This is a genomic window from Streptomyces sp. NPDC046379, assembly GCF_055587785.1.
This window is the reverse complement of sequence record NZ_JBVJFP010000025.1, coordinates 51,786-69,283: the sequence shown is the minus strand read 5'-3', so window position 1 is coordinate 69,283 and position 17,498 is coordinate 51,786. Positions and strand designations below refer to the sequence as shown.

Here is a 17,498-nt window from a genome sequence, read left to right as displayed (position 1 = left end):
GCGCCGAGCGCGTCCAGGGTGGTGATCCAGTGGTAGGTGTGGGCCTTGGACTCGCCCTGCTCCGGGGTGTATCCGGCGTTGCCGGCGTCCCACTTCGCCTTCGCGGTGGCCGGATCGGCCAGCGACTCGAACTCCCACAGGATGTCGCGCCATTCGACGGCGGGCCCGCCGTTCTCCCGCTCGAGTTCGGCGATGTTGCGGCGGATCGCCGCCTTGTACCCGCCCAGGTGCAGGGAGCCGCCCGAGGTCACGGGCAGGACGTTGATGCCGTGGATCTCCTCGGGGTTGGCGGTCCACCAGGTGGCGTACGCGCCGCCGCTGCTCCACACCATGCCGACGGTGTCGTGGGTGAAGGTGTCGGGGAAGACCTGCTGGTCGGCGTCGAACCAGTACTGCGCGATCGCCGCGCTCTCGGTGGCGAGCAGGTAGCTGCCCAGGCTCTGCGCGGAGGCGTCACCGGTTGCGGCGCCCCACAGCACCAGGCCGGCACTGAGGTTGGTGGACTCCGAGGAGGACTCCTGGTTGTTGCCGGCCTCGAAGCCCTGGTGGCCGGAGGCCCAGCTGTGCCCGGCGTAGACGTCGAAGCCGCGCAGGAACGGGAAGGCGCTGTCGCTGCGGCTGGCGTTGGCGGTGTCGCGGATCAGGGTCTTGACCATGCCGCCCCAGGCGGAGTCGGCGGCCCAGGCGGCGTCGTACTGGGCGACGATCGCGGCGGCGTACACGTAGTAGCCGTAGTGGAAGTGGTGGTCGTTGAGCTCGGCGTCGCTGCCGTACGAGGCGGGGTAGCCGATGAGGGTCTTCCAGTTCTTGTCGTAGGAGAACTCGCTCGCCCCGCCCGCGGTGAACCATTCCTGGAGCCGGCCCTTGATCAGCCCGATCAGCTTGTCCCGGACGGCCGTCTCACCGATCTGGTCGGCGAGCGGCACCAGCTGGGCGAGCTTGCCGAGCGCCTTGCCGGTCCAGTAGGTGTCCGTGGCCCCGCTGAACGGGTCGGACGCGTTGGCGACCTCGTTCAGGTAGGTGCGCAGCCGGGCGGTGTCCACGGCGCCGGTCTTCGGCAGCCCCGGCAGCACGGGCGCGGTCTTCTGGCTGGTGGTGAACGACGTGCCCTCGCGGACCTTCATCGTGCCGCGCGGCGACACGTAGGTGTACGGGGTGAGGGCGTCGGCGCTGTGCATCCACTGGTGCCGGTAGAGGGCGAGCATCGTGCCGCGCTCGGTGCCCTCCTTGGCCTTCGTGCTGACCCGGTAGGTGGCCCGGACGGTGCCGCGCGACTCGCTCCACTTCACCTTCGAGCCGGTGACGAAGCTGTAGGCGTACTTCCGGTACGTCGCGAGCGCGTCGGTGGAGGGCAGGACCGCGAGGGAGAAGTAGTCCTTGCTGCCGAGGCCGGCGCTGATCGTCGTGCCGGAGATGTTCCAGTCGGCGCCGGTCGGCGCGAAGAGGGCGTAGTGGTGGCCGCCGACCGTGATGCCGACGACGTTGCCCTGGTCGGAGAAGACGGTCGGGGTCGACGCCGTGGTGATCTGGGCGTTGCCGCCGGTGCCCTGCGCGTACACGAACGGCATGCCGTGCCCGATGGTGGTGCGCAGCGTGCGCGCCCCGTCCGACCAGTACGGCGTGACGGTCCAGTCCGACCACGCGTCGGCCTTCGTGTCGGGCGAGTTGAGCCCGCTCAGCCCGATCGTCAGGTCCCGCTTGTGCGCGTACTCGTACTGCCGCCCGTCGCCGACGATCGCCGGGCTGGTGGGGTAGCCGACCTCCAGTCCGCCGGAGACGGCCCGGTAGGTCAGCGGGTGGCCGTACATGGGGGTGGAGTACGGGTTGTCGCCGTAGCGCTGGAAGGCCAGCGAGGACCACCAGTCGTTGGTGGGCACGGGCTTGCCCTTGGCGGCCTCGGTGACCTTGGGGGTCACCGGTGTGCCGGTGTTGGTCGTGGGGCCGGTCGTGCCCGACGGCCGGGTGTCGGAGTAACTCCCGGCGCCTACGGTGATGGTGGCGGCTGCCGCGGGCGTGGCGGCCGGGCCGAGGCCGACGCCGGCCAGTGCGGCGGCGAGGACCAGCGCGGCGGCCGGCCGTGGTCGAGGAGCTGGCATGGGGAACACCTCATGTCATTGCGGAGGACGGGGTCCCGTCGGCGGCGGGGCCGCGGGCCACCGGAGAGCGAGTGGGCGCCCTGGGGGAGGGTGGTGGTCCGCGGAGGGACCGTCGGGGGGCGGGTTCGAACCCTGGCCTGAGAGCGCTCTCAGGTGTGCCGAAACGTAAGACTCCCGAAATCCGCTGTCAATAGATCGCCCACGCCCGGCTCGCCAACCGCGCAAACCGGAAATTCCGTTGCGTGGCTGTTTCGTTGCTTTTTCGGGACTTGACGGGGAGTGCTGGCCGGGGGCACGCTCGCCTTCATTGTTTTGAGAGCGCTCTCAAGAGCGTGGAACGCTCGCTCCGCCCCGGAGCCAAGGAGGCTTCCCATGCCCATTGCCCGAACCGCCAGGAGGGCCGCAGTCCGACATTTGTCATGACCCCCGTACCGGCACCCGGCCCCGAACCCGGACCCGGACCCGGACCAGAAGGACGATCGCTGACCGTCCAGCGCGCCGCCAGGGTCCGAACCGTCTCATGAACTGCCTGATGGGGCACCTTCGTTACCGTCGCCGCTGCCCCTTTTCCTCTGGCGTGGGCTCACCGGACCGGGCTATCCAGAAGCAGGGCTCAACACACTCCGGAGGCGCCGATGCGGTCCCGCGAAACCAGCGGCAGGACGGACAGAACCGACAGCGACGCCACCCGGCACACGGCTCGCCCGGCCCCGCCCACTGCTCCGGCACCCGTGCAGCACCTGCTTGCCCTGCAGACCACAGCGGGGAACACCGCCGTCGTACGGATGCTCCAGCAGCAGGCGACCGGACGCCCTGCTCAGCACGAGGGCGGTGGGGACAGTGCCGCCCGCGCCCAGAACTCCGCCGTCCACGACGTCCTACGCAGCCGCGGACGCCCGCTCGACGACGTTACCCGCACCGACATGGAAGCCCGTCTCGGCGCCGACTTCTCCGACGTCCGCATCCACGACGACGCCGCAGCCCGGACCTCCGCAGCAGACCTCGGAGCCCGCGCCTACACCTCCGGCAGCCATGTCGTCCTCGGCGCCGGCGGCACCGACCCGCACACCCTCGCCCACGAACTCACCCACGTCATCCAGCAGCGCCAGGGCCCTGTCGCGGGCACCGACAACGGAACCGGGCTGCGGGTGTCCGATCCCTCGGACCGTTTCGAGCGCGCGGCGGAGGCCAACGCGGCGCGGGCGCTGGCGACATCACCGCCGCGGTCCGGGCACACGGACCACCCGGAACGTCCTGGTGAGCACCAGGCGGACACCGTGGTCCAGCGGGCTCCGCGCGAGGGCCTCCGGCAACTCGATCACCGGCCGGCCCCCGCCGCCCCGCAGGGCAAGATGCTGGACGAACTTCTCACGGAGCTGAAGAACCACGGTGATGCGTACGGCCGCTGGATCGATGACTACGGCGACAGCTTCGACGAGATCAGGCGGGTCCTGCCGGGTTTCCAGGCCACGTCCGACGAAGAACGCACCGCTTACCTCGAACTGTCCACGGCATACACCATGGCAACTACTGGTGTGTCCGACCGGAAGAACCCCGTCCAGGCCATCATCGACTACCTTCTGGACGGTGGCACCGCAGCACCCGGACTCGGCGGTTTCGGCACCCTGCGCGTCAACGACGCAGAGCTGGAAGGCAGACCGAGCTTCGCCAGGGACCTGCAGGCTCCACCGACCAGAGCGAACGCATCCGCCTCGGCGACACCTCCTTCCACAACGGCCCGCTCGGCCTGTCCGCGAAGACAACCGCCGGTGCTGACATGGGATTTACCCGCGAACCCGGGGGCACGCTGAACTCCATGACGACCGGGGGCAGGACGCACTACTACCTCACCGACGCCATCGGCAGCGTGGTCGCCCTGGCGGGCGCGGACGGCAACAAGGTCAACACCTACACCTACAGCCCCCGCGGCGTGCGCATCCTCGCCCAGTCGTACGAACCGGTCGCCCAGCCCCACCGCTTCGCCGGCAACTACCAGGACCCCACCGGCCTCTACCACCTCCAGCACCGCTACTACGACGCCAACATCGGCCGCTTCACCCAGCCCGACCCCTCCGGCCAGGAGAAGAACCCCTACCTCTACGCCGAAGGCGACCCCGTCAACCGCATCGATCCTCACGGAACGCTCAGCATGAGCGTGGTGGCTGATGCTCTCGGTCCGGCCGGTGACCTTGTTCAAGCTGGCGTGCACCTGGCTCAGGGAGACACCAAAGCCCTGTGGGGCGATGTAGCGGGAGCCGTAGTGGGAGGCGGTATCCATCGGTACAACCCCGATGGGTGTGAGAGGAGACGTAGGGTGCGTCAGGTCGGAGTATCGCTACAGCGCCAAGCACTGGCCAACCGGTTGTTGATCACGACACATGTCTTCGGCGTGCTGGGCGTCGTACTCTCAGCCGCGCTACTGATCACGGGCATGATCGCTGGCGGACTGACTGTTCTCGCCATGACCGTCCTCTTTTGGGGCGGGGCAGTTATTGCCACGCGAGCAACGGCAAGAAGGCAAGTCTAGGACGGTAGGGGTGGCGCCTGCCGGAAGAAGGCACCACCCCTACCGTCATCGGACCGCTGGACCCCGCGTTGAACATCTCGGGCAGTGTGGCCCGCAAACCCAGGACAACTGCCCCGAGGTCTGGAGCACCACCTCGACGCTGGCGCCGTTCGACGTCATCGCGTCCGCGACTCTCTCCAGGTTCGAGCCGGTCCCGGCTCTGGCACGTCGGCTGTCTGCGGCACGGTGACCACCTGACCGTCGTAGGTCCGAAGAACACCCGCGAGGTACGGCTCTACAACCCGCACACCGGCCGCGTGTGGTCCCAGCACGGCAACACGATGACCATCCCGAGCCCACGACAGCTCACCGATCTCCAGGCAACCGCGATCACTACCGGCAAGAGCCAGCCCCTGCACACCGCACCCTGCGGCCCAACCAGCAACCAGGACCTGTCCGATTGATCTTGTGGTGGGCCGTGGTGAGCTGACGGATACGGCGTGGGAGCGGCTAGCGGCCCCGCTACCAGGTGGTGGGCCGCCGCAAGGTTCCTCATCAGCCTCCCTGACCACGACGCCGTCACCGACCTGCTCCACCACCTCGCCGAACTGTCCGCCCTGGACGGGGAGCCGACGGACCGCGCACGGCAGTGCCGTCAGCTCATAGAGCAATGGGAGCGGCCCGGGACGGACGGTGCCGGCGGAGTGCGCCTGCTTCTCGTAGGCGGCGCGGGCAGGTTCGGGTGAGGCAGGCATCGCCCTGTCGTCGCGTTGTGCGTGGCCTGCGGATACGCGAGCTCGGCCAGGAGCGGCTCGGGCGGCAAGGGCTGCCTGGTTGGGGGTGGGGTCGGTGGTCGGGGTGGTGTTGCTGGATCGGGGATCGTGGTGGGGTCTTCGTAGTAGGCGTCATGGTCGGGGCCGGCTGATTCCGTGGTCCGCGAGCGCGGCGCCCGCACAGGGGCGGCGCCGCACCGAGCGGATGCGGGAGCAGGTCGGGATGAGGGACGTGGACGCGAGGGGCGTGGACCGTCTGGCGTTGGCGGTCCTGACGCAGTACCGGATGGCGACCACCGAGCAGCTGCACCTGCTCCTTGCGCCCGATGTGCGGATCGAGCAGACCCGGCGGCGGCTGGCGAAGCTGCGCGGCGAGGGTCTGGTGGAGCGGATCACGCTGCCGCAGGCCGGGCGGCTGCGGGTGTGGTTCCCCACCCCGTACGGTGCGCGGCTGGCGGGTGAGTGGCCGGAGTTGCGGGGGCGGCGGCCGACGAGGTCGGTGTCGGACCGTACTGCGGTTGCGGGCCGGGCATGCGCTGACGGTGACCGAGACCGCACTCGCCTTCGTCGGCGATGCCCGCCGGCGGGGGGATGTGTGCCGGCCGCCGGACTGGATCCCCGAGGTCCACCACTCGCTGGGGAACGGGGAGGCGGTCGTCCCGGACGCGCTGCTGTACTACCGGTGCGACCGGGAAAAGGGCACCGGGGGGTCGATGCTGCGGGCGTCCGTGGAAGTCGACCGGGCCACCATGGGACCCGAACGCCTGGGCACCAAACTCACCGCCTACGCCCGCCTCCACCGCTATGTGCCCGCGCCGCCGCCCGGCGCCCGCCGCAGGGGCGGGCTGCAGACGCCCGAGGAGGCATGGCGCAAGCACTACCCGCTCTTCCCGCGGCTGCTGTTCGTCCTCGACAACACCGGCCCGGCCGGGGTGGAGAACCGCATCATCGCCCTGGAGTCGGCCCTGCTCCATCTGGGCCCGAACGCCCTGCCGGGCGTGCCCGTCCTCGCCGCCACACTGGCCGACATCCTGCGCGAAACCGCCCCCACCGGAACGCCGGCTTCAGGACAGCCGCCCTCGACACGCAGGGCAGGCGTGAACCTGAGGAGGCCCGCAGCCATGCGGACTTGATCATGTTCCCGGGGTGAAAATGGGGCCATGACGGTTTGGCGGCGGGTGTGTTGGTGGGGGCTTGCCCTGCTGGGAGCGGGTACGGCCGTGGGGCTGCTGGTATGGGTGACGGTGGCGCATCCGGAGGGTTCCGATCAGGCGTGGGGCGTCGTCGGGGCGGTGGCGGGGGTGGCCGCGCTGGGGGTGGCGCTGTGGCAGTTGCGGGCGTCGGTCGCCGGTCCCGCCTCGGCGGGCGCGCCGGTGGCTCCGTCGGCGTCCGGTCCGGTGGAGCAGGTGGTCGGGGAGCGGGGGGCGATTGTGGCACGGGGCAGCGTGCGGGGGTCTTCGACCCGGTACGTCGGGCCGGCGTCCGCTGCGCCCGGGGCGTCTTCGCAGGGTGGTGGGCCGGGGCTGGTGGGCAGCGACGGCGCCATTGTCGCGGGTGAGGACGTCGAGGACTCGCGCACCGAGTACCGGCCGTGACCGATATACCCGGCGAGGCGTCCGGGCAGCAGGCGTCGGCCGGGATCCGGGCAAGTCACGGCGCGATCGCCGCCGGCGGTGACGTGGTCGGCTCGTCGACGCAGTACATCACCGCCGGCCAGGCGTTCGTGCTGCCTCCCGAGGCGTACGGGCCGATTCCGGACGACGCCGCGGACGGCGGGGTCTCGAACGTCGCATCCGGTCTGTTCGTGGGCCGCGCCGATGAACTGGCGGCGCTGGAGGAGGCGTTCAGGCGGCCGGGGAAGGTCGTCGTGCACGCGGTGCACGGGCTGGGCGGGGTCGGCAAGTCGGCCCTGGCCGCGCACTGGGCCGGCCGGCGGCCGGAGAGGCTGCGGTGGTGGGTGACCGCCGACGACGCGAGCGGGGTCGAGGCGGGGCTGGCCGCTCTGGCACGGGCCCTGCAGCCCGCGCTGGCCGTGCTGCCCGCCGAGGTGCAGAGCGAACGCGCGGTGGACTGGCTCACCCGCCACGACGGCTGGCTGCTCGTGCTGGACAACGTCGAGGACCCCCGGCACATCCGCCCGCTCCTGGATCGCTTGCCCGGCGGCCGGATCCTGATCACCACCCGCCGCGCGACCGGCTGGCACCACCACGCCACCGCCATCCGCCTCGGCGTGTTCAGCCCAAACGAGTCCCTCGAGCTGTTCACCCGCGTCCTCACCCACCACGGCCCCCGCGACACCGACGGTGCCGACGCCGTGTGCGAGGAACTCGGGCATCTGGCCCTGGCGGTGGAACAGGCGGCCGCGTACTGCGCCGAGACCGGCACATCCCCGCGCGCCTACCTGGACCTGCTGGCCCAGTGGCCCGCCACGATGTTCGCCGCCGGCGCCGAAGGCGGCAATGCCGAACGCACCATCGCCCGGATCTGGCACCTGACCCTCGACCGCCTCGGCGACACCCCCCTCGCCGGCGATGTGCTGCGCCTCCTGGCCTGGTACGCCCCCGACCGCATCCCCCGCAGCCTGCTCGATGGTCTCGCCGAACCGCCCCGCCTCGCCGCCGCGATCGGCCGGCTCACCGCCTACAGCATGATCACCGACAATGGCGACGCCACCTTGAGCGTCCACCGCCTCGTGCAGGCACTCGCCCGCACCCCGGACCCCGACGACCCCCACCGCCGGCCCGAAGCCATCGACCACGCCCGCAACCAGGCCACCACACGCCTCGCCGACACCTTCCCCAACAGCCTCGACCAACCCGACACCTGGCCCCTGTGCCGGGCGCTCCTCCCCCACGCCGTCACCCACCACCACACCCCCGACCACGACACCACCCAAACCGCCCGCGTCCTCCACCTCACCGCCCTCTATCGCTTCGGCCAGGGCGCACTCGCCCCAGCCATCCGCGCCTTCCAGCGCGCCCTCGCCGCCGAAGAACGCCTACTGGGCAACGACCACCCCCACACGCTGGCCGCACGCAACAACCTCGCAGGCGCATACGGGACCGCAGGAGACCTGAAGCGGGCAATCCCGCTCTACGAACAAACCCTGCACGACCAACAACGCGTCCTGGGCAACGACCACCCCCACACGCTGGCCGCACGCAACCACCTCGCCCACGCGCACCAGGCGGCGGGAGACCTCAGGCAAGCCATCCCGCTCCACGAACAAGCCCTGCGCGAGAGTGAACGCGTCCTGGGCAACGACCACCCCCACACGCTGGCCGCACGCAACCACCTCGCCGGCGCGTACCAGGCGGCGGGAGACCTGGGGCGGGCAATCCCGCTCTACGAACAAACCCTGCACGACAGTGAACGAGTGTTGAGCCCGGGCCATCGGATCATCGCGGTGGTGCGGGAGAACCTGAAACGGGCGCGGCCCACTTATTAGCTCGGACGCGATGAGCAGACCGGCAGCGGCTCGCGAAGCTGCGCGCGAAGGGCTGACGGACCGGATCGCACTCGATCGAGCCGGACGGGCGCGGGTGTGGTTCCCCACCCGCTACAGGGCACAGCTGGCTGGGCCAGTGGCCCGAGCTCCTCGGACAGCGGCCCTAGTGGAGGCGGCCCTTGGCCGCGGCGCGATCCGGGCGCGGGCCGGGCATGCGCTGACTGTGAACGAGGTTGCGTGCCGGCCGCCGGGCTGGATCCCCGACCCTGACCCCCACCACCTCACCGTCGACGGCCAGGCGTTGTCCTGGACGCGCTGCTCCACTACCGCACCGGCCCGGGCGGGCTCGGCCCGGCGTTCCAGGCGCTCTTCGACGTCGACCATGCCACCGCAGAGTCCGGGCGCCTGGGCGCACGGCCGGGCCACCGCGCTCCCTTCCGGCCCGCGGCAGCCGACGCAGTCCAGGACACTACGGGAGGAACGACGCCCGCACCGCCCGCCCTTGTCGAGGCTGCTGTTCGTCCTGGACGGCATCGCAGCAGCCAGGAGGAGGCTGGCGACGGACAGTCATCGCACCGCGCGCAACCGGTGCGGCGCGAGCCGCCTGCGGGCGGGCATGAGAAGCGGCGGGCCGGGGAGCAGGACCTGCGGCTGACGACGCAGCGGGCCTCCGGGTGTCGGCGGGAAAGCTGTCGCGGGCGGTGGCACACACAAAGACCTGGGGAGGTCGTGCACCATCGCCCCCAACACGTCACCCGCCCCGAACCCCGACCACGGCCGCCCGAACCCCAACCATGGGCAGACCCGTCGCGCAGCCGCACACATCGGCACCCGGAACCCGGGCAGCAGCCCCACCAGACGCCGCGGGCTTCACCGGAGGAAGAGCAACCGCTCAGTCAGTTCCTCTGCGAGCCCTTCGGGCAGGTCGGTGTAGGCCTCGAGCTCCTCGATGAATGCAAAACCACGGTGCTCGTCGCGAACCCGGACCACATGGTCAGCCAATTCCGGCGTGAAACCGGGCAGGATGGCGAGAATCGTGGCCGGTACGTGATTGACGTCGACGAGGCCTCCGTCATCGAACTTCCGTGGAAGATCCGGTCGGCCGATCCGCAGTTCCCGGGCGAGGGCGGGATCGCGTTCCAGGATCTGCCGTGCTTCAGCCCGCCGCTGCCGGCGTTCGAGGGCTTCCCCGATCGCCGGGTCCACACCGACTCGGCGTGGTACCGCCCGGCCGGGGGACGGCCACGCAGGATCAGTCGTGGCGGCGGTGCGGGCTCCATGGCCTGGCTTGATGAACTGTCGCCGAACCGTGAACGTCGTTGAGAGACCCCCGCCGATCAACAGGATGATCAGCACACCACTTGCTGTGCTGTCCGCACCATGCCGTGACCTACCCCGTGCCGCACCGAGTTGCTGATCGCCTCGGCGACGGCAAGGGGCCAGTCCGTGCGGCGTTCCTGCGTCAGGCCGACCGTGTCTGCCCACTGGCCGGCCCGGTCGCGGGCCTGCGCCAGGTCCTCGACCCCGAACGGTATGACGACCGCGTTCCGCGGCTCGGGCAGCGACGCGTCGCAGTCGCGGCAGACGTCGTGGGGATCGGCGTAACGGGAACTGACGAGGTAGGCACACCGATCGCCGACGACCGGATGCGTACGGTACGCCTGGTCCAGTACATCTTTGGGCAGCCCATTGTCGTAGGGGCACAGAATGCTGGCCGGGCGCCCTTGAAGGCCAGGTCGTTCAGCGCCTCGTGCCGCGTTGCCTCCAGCGTTTCCGCCGGTGTGCGTCCCACCCTGATCGGCTCTCCCACAATCGACACCCGCTCGTGCCTGTTCTCGTGGCGGTCGGCCTACTCTTGCAGCATCGACAGGATGCGTCCGGGATTGCGTCCCGCTCGGGTCATGTCCACCCAAGGGGGGGGGAGGGAGGCCGCCGAGGTGGCCCCGCGGCCCGACAGCTTCCGTGGGCACAGCGGCAAGTGCTTGGACCAGACCCTCAACGGCACCACCCTCACCCAGCTGACCCAGTGGCAGTGCCATGGCCAGATCCAGCAGCGGCGGACAGCCACCGTCGTCTGACGCGGTCTCTCGCCACCGCGTATCCGTGCGCGGCCCACTGCCCGGCTGCCCATGCCGGGACAGCGGCCGCGCACGGCCCCGAACCCTGTCGCGTCAGGCCATCGTCAGCCCGGGGCATCCCTCTTCGCAGCACACTGTGCGCGGCACCGGACCGCAGAGTAGATCCGCTGGCAGGAGATGAACACGGCCTCGAACACGTCGGCCCTTTCCGGTTCTCCCGCTACAGGCTGCTGTCCGACCGTCTCGACGGACAACCCTCGGTCATGTGCGCAGGAAATACCTTCTCAGCGACCATGCCGCCACCCGTTCTCCCACAGTGCTGCCGACGACGTCCGCGGTCCTCGTGTGGATTCCGGCCCATACGCGCGCGTCGATGACGTCGCGGACGTAGTCCTCGGCGTACTCATAGTGCCGGGTGGTACCAGTGCTGGCCGAAGGGATGTTGAGGTCGACACGGGAGGTGCCGAACAACCCTACGAGGGTTCGCATCAGGGCTCCCGACCATGTGGCGTGGCCACTGAGATAGTCGGGGTGCGCGGGTGTGGGGAGCAGCGGCTCCCACGCCGGGTCCGCCGTCGTGGCCGGATTGCCGTCGGTGTCCGCCTCGTGGATGGCGGTGATCGGCCGCCACCTGCCGTAGTGGAGCTTGGCGTCCCAGGCGACGATCAGCGCGTCGGTCATGACGGTGTTCGCGGCGGCGTACAGACGGGCCGTGTCGGTGATGTCGAAAGCGTGCCGTGCCGCGTGGTCGCCCAGCGCCTGCTGGATTTCCACCCGTGCCACGAACACCGCCGTCTCCGTCTGGCCGGCACTACGGCGCGAACCGGTTTTCGCACCGTACGCCTTCACCTCCGCCAGGTCCCGCGCATACTGGGCCGAGGCCAGTTCAGGCGGTGGTCCGGGGCGGAACTGGCTGGGGCTGTCCACGAGGAACGGGCGCAGCCGGCCGATCCACTCCGTCGTGAAGCCCTCGTGGCCGGGCGGTGTCGGCCGCCACACCCCGGGCGCCGGCCGGGGTATGAACGGCACGGAGGCCTCCCGCCCGTCGTTCGCACGCAGCCCCATGACGTGCTCCGCCGCCCGCTTGCCGAACGCCACTCCCGACCGCTCGGCGGGGCCGTCCGGGACTGCCGCCAACGACGTCTTCCACGCCTTCTCCAGCGCCGGCCCGGCCTGCGGGAACCCGGTCACGAGCACCTGGTACGCCGCCGTCGCGGCCGCCGCCTCGGCCGACGCCTCCTGTGGAGCTCGCGCCTGCCACCGGTAGGGGACGTAGCGGCCCTCGACGCCGACCACCGCGTTGTACATGGCCAAGGTCACATATGCATGCCACACCGCCTCCTCCGGCGTGGTCAGCTTTTCCTCCGGGTCGACGGTCTCGGACACCCTTTCCGCCCACTCCCGTATCACCGAAGGGTCGTCCTCCGGCTGCGGGACAGCGGTCTGCGCTCGGGCGGGCTGCCCACCCACCACCCCCGCCAGCAGCAACGCCGCCACGACCATCGCTCCGCGTCTGCGCACCGCTTTCCTTACGTGCATCGGGTGACCTCCAGGTGAACTCTCCGACACGCGGACCGTGTCGGCTCCGCCCTTACCGTGCCGTTGATGGCGCAGTTCGGGCTGGGGAGGGGCCGGGCGCACTGAAGCATTTTCGCGGCGCGATAGCGCGCCTCCGTGCCAGGGGGGCGCACGCCGGGCGGAAGAGGAGGAGCAGTCCGGGAGGAGGGGAACGACGACGGCGGCCCGACAGCGTCGGCAACTCGTGCGCGCCTCGGTCCGTCCCGCCCCGACGAAGTGTCAGTGCGCTGACGGTCGGGGTCCGGTGGCACAGCGCTTGGAGAGGTGCTGTCGCGTTGCGGCTGGCACCGAGCGGGCGACGGGTGCACCTCCCACCCCAACTGCCGTTCCCGGCTCGGCTTCCTTGTGGCCGGACAACTCGCCCACGCACCAGGGCCCGGCCGCACCACCCCTCCGGCTCTGTGGTCGGCGTCTTCAGACGAGAGTGAGAGGCCGGACCGCCTGCCCGATGGTCAGCGTTCCGTCCTCCAGGCGCAGTCGCAGGGGTCCTGGGACAGGGCCCAGGGTGCGGCGCAAGGCGGCGGGAATGTAATCCATGGTCGCGAGCCGTTCGGTGTAGTGCAGGAAGCGGTGGCAGCCGACGGCACGCAGGGAGGAGCCCTGTGCGGCGGCGGCCACTTCGGGCAGGGCGAAACCGCCGGGGCCCTCGCCCTGTATGACATCGACGGCGTCGACGTGCCTGTGGCGCACGCGTCCGGGATAGAAGCGTGCGGCGAAATGCCGGTAGAGGACGTACTCGGAGGCACCGGTCCACTTGCCAGGATCGGCGGTGCGCAGGAAGGCCTGCCAGAACGGCATGCCGTGGGCGTCCTCGGCCTGTTGAAGGAGGGCGTTGAGGATATCGCGGTCGAAGACGATGTGATGCTGCATACCGCTGTAGGCATCGACGGGCACCCAGCCCGGTACCAGTCTCCCCGCCGCCTCCAGCGCCGAGTGGCGGGCCGGCAACCGGTGCGCATCAGACGGCCCCGGGTGCCAGGAAAGCGGGTAGCCGTACGGCAGCACCGACCTTCCCCGGTTGTCGACGAATGCCGTGTCCATCAGGAACACGAAGTCGGCATCGACCACCAGGATGTGCTGGGGTGCATCGGCGGGGAGGACTGCGAAGCACAGCAGTTTCGCCAGTTGCTGGAAGTACCAGGAGGCCGTGGAGGAGTCCCTGCCCAGTGCCCGCAGGTACGCGCGCACCGCCTGGCTGCTGACGGTGCAACGGTGCTCCGGGCACCACACGACGCGCGAGTCGATGCCGCCGGGGAGTCGTCGCGGCCGGCGCTGGGCGATCACCTGCACCGTGGTGACCGGGTTCAGGCAGTGGGCCAGTATGCCCCGCACACAGACGTCCAGCCCGGACATGTCCTTCTCCGCAGCCAGGATGACCACGGCGACGGGCGGCAGCGCTTCGCTGCGGCACCCGTCGGGCAGTTCCCCGTCGGTCTCGGATGCGAGCGTGGAGGCCGCTGCGTTGACCCACTGCTGCTGCATCGACGCATCGTAGCGGCGCGCGGTGCGCAGCACACGGTGCCGGGTGGCCAGCACGTCGTGAAGCGGGGCCGGCCTGCCCACGCCGCTGGCGCGGTGGCCGACATCATCCGATGGCCCCTGTTCTACGGCGTGATCGCTGGCCCGCGGTGGTCGCAGCTCAGGCCGAGACAGCCGTGTCCAGGAGGAACGACGTCGAAGAAGTGCTGGAAAGCAGACGGCGATACGGACGGCTTCACCGGGCAGGTCGTGGATCGCCGGTTGCTGTCAGGGTCAGGACGGCGAGGTCGTCGCGCAGCCGTTCGCCCCACCAGCGGTGGGCGTCGTCCATCAAGGCGGTGGCCATGTTGCCGGCGGGATCCGGTGCTTCGGTCGGCGGCAGGGAGTCGACGATGGCGGCGAGGTCTTCCGGGGTCCGCTGATCCTCGGCGCCGGCTCCTTCGGTGAAGCCGTCGGTGTAGAGCACCAGAGTGTCGCCGGTCTCCAGCGTCACTTCGGTGATCGGGTGGCGTGGAGTGTCCAGTACGCCCAGCAGGGGGCCCCGTGTCTCCAGCGGTGCCGTGATGCCGTTGGCTCGGCGCAGGAGCGGCGCGGGGTGGCCGGCGCCGGCGATCTGGAGTCGGGCGGGGGTGTGGGTGGTGTCGATGACCACGTAGACGAGGGTGCAGAAGGGGGTGTTCTGGCGGCGCAGCGCGGCGTTGATCAGGCTCAGGACGTGGGTGGGGTCGCTGGTGTGCTGGGCGGCGGTCCACAGGGTGTGGCGGACCAGGCCGGTGATGGCGGCTGCGTCGGGGCCTTTGCCGCAGACGTCTCCCAGGACCAGGACATGGCGGCCGTCGGGGGCTGTGAAGGCGTCGTAGAAGTCGCCGCCTATGTGCAGGCCCTGGCTGAAGGGGGTGTAACGGGCGGCGAGGTCGAAGCCGGGAAGGTCGGGCAGTCGGGGTGGGAGCAGGGGGCGTTCGAGGGCACGGGTCGCCTCGCTGAGGCGGTTGAGCAGGCGGTCCTGCTGGGTGCCGACAGCTATCTGGTCGGCGATGTTCTCCAGGGTGGCCAGGACGGAGCCGGGCACCGCCAGGCGGGTGGTCACCGACAGTACGCCGAGCAGCTCCCCGCCGGAGATGAGCGGGAAGCCGGCGAACAGGCCGCGGCCGTCGGAAGGTTGGGAGGCGTGCGGGTCGGTGTGGGGTGGGACGTCCAGGTGCGGGCGGCGTGCCGCGACGACCTGTTCCACCAGGGTGCGCTGAGCCGTTCGGCACAGGGACGTGTCGGGGTGTTCGGTGTCGTTCTCGGCGCAGGTGACGTGGAGCAGTTCGCCGTGGGTGTTCAGGGTCCAGATGCAGACGCGGTCGGCGCCCAGGCGGTCGGTGGCGGCCCGCACGCACCGGTGCAGGCGCTCCTCCAGTGGCCCCGACGCCGTCATGGCGGCCGCGACTTCCGCGGTGAGCAGGGCGTGGCTGGTGCGTTCGGCGAGCTTGCGCTGGGCGTGCAGACGGTCGGTGACATCCTCGGTGAGGGCGAGAGTGCGGCTGCGTCCCTCGGTGTCCACCACCTGCCGCACGGCCATGCTCAGGGCCTGGGAGGTCCCGTCGCCGCGGATGCGTTCGAAGACCGCATCCGGTTCGGCATTACCGGGTGGCCCCGAAGCGGCCAGGTGGCGGTGCAGTACCGCGCGCTGGTCCTCGGGGAACAGGTCGGTCACCGGCCGGTGCAGCGCATCCGGCTCCGTCAGTTCCAGGATGTCGGCGGCCCGGGGGTTCCAGGCGATGACCGCGTCACCGTCCAGCATGAGCACACCGATCGGAGCCTGGGACAGGAACTGTCCCAGCAGCCGCTCCCCCAGTTGTCGGTCGATCGACACGCTCGACGACAGGTGCTGCTGGGCCGCGGCCTGCGCCGCGGCGTGCGCACGACGGTGACTGAGCTGCTGCAGCAGGACGCTCACCACCTGGGGCATCCGCAGCGCTGCCTGGCTGCCCTCCACGCGGCGGACGACATCGCTGGAGAACAGAAGCGGAAGCACGGCGAGCTTCTGCCTCGTGGCAGGGACGGCCGTCACCGCGACTGCCAGGTCCGCGGGGTGCGGCCGCAGGGCATGGACGACGCCGACAGGCGCCGTGACCGTCTCCCCGATCACGGCCACCGTCGGCCGACGCCGGCCGGGGGTTCCGCCGGTGTGGGCCAGCACGTCCTCGGCCGTGGTCCGGACGATTTCGCACGTCGGGGCCAGTTCGGCGGTGATGGCGTCGGCCGTCTCCGGCGGGACGTCGACGAACAGCAGCAGGGGCAGACCCTGGTCCATGGTGTCAGCCCTCGAGAAGCGGTTCGTCGAGCAGGGCTCTGCCGGTCCACACCCGCAGCAGATCGGTCACCGGAGACATCACGTGCGCGGCGCGGGCGTCCCGGAGCAGGCGGTGCAGGGACGAGTGCTCACCGTAGCCGATCCCGCCCACCAGGGTCAGGGCGTCATTGACGGTGGCCTCCGCGGCCTCGGCGACCTCGGCCTTGGCTGAGGCCAGCCCCAGCAGAGCCTCCGGGGATCCGATCTCCGCCTCGGCGGCGGCGTGGTAGATCAGCCGCCTGGTGCGTTCCACACGGGCCCACATCGTGCCCAGTCGGTGCTGCACCACCGGCTGGCCCGCGGCGGCCCGGCCCGTGCGTGTCCCTTTGCGCCGCAGCAGGTGGGCGCGGGCCTCCTCCAGGGCGGCCGCGGCCACTCCAAGGTAGGTGCCGGCCATCGCCATGAGGAAGTAGGGGGCGACGACATTGAAGACGTACCAGATCTCGTCGCCCTCCTCCCCCAGGAGGCACCAGTCGGGAATCTCGACACCACGCATTTCCAGCCCTCGCGAGGCGTTGCCGCGCATACCGAAACCCTGCCACGGCGGCCCCCACTCCAGCCCCGGCACGGTGGCGTCGACCACCACGCAGGAAAGCTGCCCCGGCGGCGTGCCCGGCCCGGCGGCCAGGGTCGAGACGACATAGGAGTCCGCGTGGCCGGCGTTGGTGACGAAGCTTTTCGCTCCGGTCAGCCGCAGCCGGTTCTCCGGCACACGCTCCATGCGCAGCTGGGGCAGCCAGAACTCTCCGCCCGTCCCCGGCTCGGACAGAGCCAGAGTCGTCAGATGCTCACCAGCAGCGATCGGCTGCACATAGGCTTCCTGCTGCCGGCCGCCGGCCTTCGCGGCGATCACCGCCGAGCCGACCAGATGCATACCGAAGCAGATCGACGTCGAGGCGCAGGCCCGTCCCGTCGCCTCGCCGACCTGCGCGACCGCCAGCAGCCCGTGCCCCATTCCCCCGAACTCGGCCGGCACCACCAGCCCGCCCAGCCGGGACCGCAGCGCGGCCATACCTTGCTCCGGCCATCTTCGCTCCTCGTCCACGGCCCCCGCCTGCGGGGCCAGGACCTGCTCACCGATCTCCCGCGCCATGGACACCGCAGTCCCGAGTTCCACTCGCACCACCGCTGCACTCCGTTACTTTCCATAGGCCCGGTGACGACGTCCGCGGGCATGATGATCCTCTCGGCGCACTTCTGCC

General features: G+C 70.7%; 11 protein-coding genes and 3 pseudogenes. 7 read left to right on the top strand and 7 right to left on the bottom strand.

Annotated elements, in window-relative coordinates; all coding sequences use genetic code 11:
• Positions 1 to 2,096 (bottom strand): glycosyl hydrolase (locus ACZ6KF_RS31135; protein ID WP_469241404.1); only part of this gene is annotated, 2,096 nt, incomplete at its 3' end.
• 635 nt (positions 2,097 to 2,731) lie between these two features.
• On the opposite strand from ACZ6KF_RS31135, the pseudogene ACZ6KF_RS31130 reads away from it, so the two are divergent.
• The 6 genes and pseudogenes from ACZ6KF_RS31130 to ACZ6KF_RS31105 all read left to right on the top strand — a co-directional run.
• Positions 2,732 to 3,148, top strand: a pseudogene (locus tag ACZ6KF_RS31130) (eCIS core domain-containing protein); the annotation flags it as partial.
• A gap of 620 nt (positions 3,149 to 3,768) precedes the next feature.
• Positions 3,769 to 4,257: pseudogene (locus tag ACZ6KF_RS31125) on the top strand (RHS repeat-associated core domain-containing protein); the annotation flags it as partial.
• A 1,323-nt stretch (positions 4,258 to 5,580) separates the two neighbouring features.
• A pseudogene (locus ACZ6KF_RS31120) lies at positions 5,581 to 5,805 on the top strand (replication-relaxation family protein); the annotation flags it as partial.
• A gap of 112 nt (positions 5,806 to 5,917) precedes the next feature.
• Positions 5,918 to 6,508, top strand: a complete 591-nt coding sequence (locus ACZ6KF_RS31115; protein ID WP_469241402.1) for a replication-relaxation family protein — start codon at positions 5,918 to 5,920, stop codon at positions 6,506 to 6,508.
• A 27-nt stretch (positions 6,509 to 6,535) separates the two neighbouring features.
• Positions 6,536 to 6,970: a hypothetical protein gene (locus ACZ6KF_RS31110; protein WP_469179069.1), complete on the top strand. Its 435-nt coding sequence runs from the start codon at positions 6,536 to 6,538 to the stop codon at positions 6,968 to 6,970.
• On the top strand, positions 6,967 to 8,823 hold the full coding sequence (locus ACZ6KF_RS31105) for a tetratricopeptide repeat protein (protein WP_469241400.1): 1,857 nt from the start codon (positions 6,967 to 6,969) through the stop codon (positions 8,821 to 8,823). The genes ACZ6KF_RS31110 and ACZ6KF_RS31105 overlap by 4 nt, the downstream gene beginning before the upstream one ends.
• A gap of 870 nt (positions 8,824 to 9,693) precedes the next feature.
• Here the strand turns inward: ACZ6KF_RS31105 and ACZ6KF_RS31100 are convergent.
• Both ACZ6KF_RS31100 and ACZ6KF_RS31095 read right to left on the bottom strand, forming a co-directional pair.
• Entirely contained in the window at positions 9,694 to 10,179 is a 486-nt protein-coding gene (locus tag ACZ6KF_RS31100; protein WP_469179073.1) for a helix-hairpin-helix domain-containing protein, read from the bottom strand.
• Positions 10,173 to 10,793: an ATP-binding protein gene (locus ACZ6KF_RS31095; protein ID WP_469241399.1), complete on the bottom strand. Its 621-nt coding sequence runs from the start codon at positions 10,791 to 10,793 to the stop codon at positions 10,173 to 10,175. The genes ACZ6KF_RS31100 and ACZ6KF_RS31095 overlap by 7 nt, the downstream gene beginning before the upstream one ends.
• On the opposite strand from ACZ6KF_RS31095, the gene ACZ6KF_RS31090 reads away from it, so the two are divergent.
• Positions 10,725 to 10,901, top strand: coding sequence for a hypothetical protein (locus tag ACZ6KF_RS31090; RefSeq protein ID WP_469241416.1), 177 nt, complete (start codon positions 10,725 to 10,727; stop codon positions 10,899 to 10,901). The genes ACZ6KF_RS31095 and ACZ6KF_RS31090 overlap by 69 nt on opposite strands.
• Positions 10,902 to 11,162: 261 nt before the next feature.
• On the opposite strand, the gene ACZ6KF_RS31085 is transcribed toward ACZ6KF_RS31090, so the two are convergent.
• The 4 genes from ACZ6KF_RS31085 to ACZ6KF_RS31070 all read right to left on the bottom strand — a co-directional run bounded on the left by ACZ6KF_RS31085 (position 11,163) and on the right by ACZ6KF_RS31070 (position 17,413).
• On the bottom strand, positions 11,163 to 12,422 hold the full coding sequence (locus ACZ6KF_RS31085; RefSeq protein ID WP_469241397.1) for a vanadium-dependent haloperoxidase: 1,260 nt from the start codon (positions 12,420 to 12,422) through the stop codon (positions 11,163 to 11,165).
• A gap of 471 nt (positions 12,423 to 12,893) precedes the next feature.
• The gene (locus ACZ6KF_RS31080) at positions 12,894 to 14,015 is read right to left on the bottom strand and encodes a hypothetical protein (RefSeq protein WP_469179079.1); all 1,122 of its coding nucleotides are present in this window, start codon (positions 14,013 to 14,015) and stop codon (positions 12,894 to 12,896) included.
• A gap of 178 nt (positions 14,016 to 14,193) precedes the next feature.
• Complete coding sequence (locus ACZ6KF_RS31075) at positions 14,194 to 16,257, bottom strand: SpoIIE family protein phosphatase (protein WP_469179081.1); 2,064 nt, start codon at positions 16,255 to 16,257, stop codon at positions 14,194 to 14,196.
• A gap of 4 nt (positions 16,258 to 16,261) precedes the next feature.
• Entirely contained in the window at positions 16,262 to 17,413 is a 1,152-nt protein-coding gene (locus tag ACZ6KF_RS31070; protein WP_469179083.1) for an acyl-CoA dehydrogenase family protein, read from the bottom strand.
• Between the last annotated feature and the right edge of the window lie 85 nt (positions 17,414 to 17,498).

What these genes read in the sequence shown, in the direction of transcription:
- ACZ6KF_RS31075 (WP_469179081.1), bottom strand. Translation starts at nt 16,257, where the DNA reads ATGGACCAGGGTCTGCCCCTGCTGCTGTTCGTCGACGTCCCGCCGGAG.
- ACZ6KF_RS31110 (WP_469179069.1), top strand. Translation starts at nt 6,536, where the DNA reads ATGACGGTTTGGCGGCGGGTGTGTTGGTGGGGGCTTGCCCTGCTGGGA.
- ACZ6KF_RS31090 (WP_469241416.1), top strand. Translation starts at nt 10,725, where the DNA reads ATGTCCACCCAAGGGGGGGGGAGGGAGGCCGCCGAGGTGGCCCCGCGG.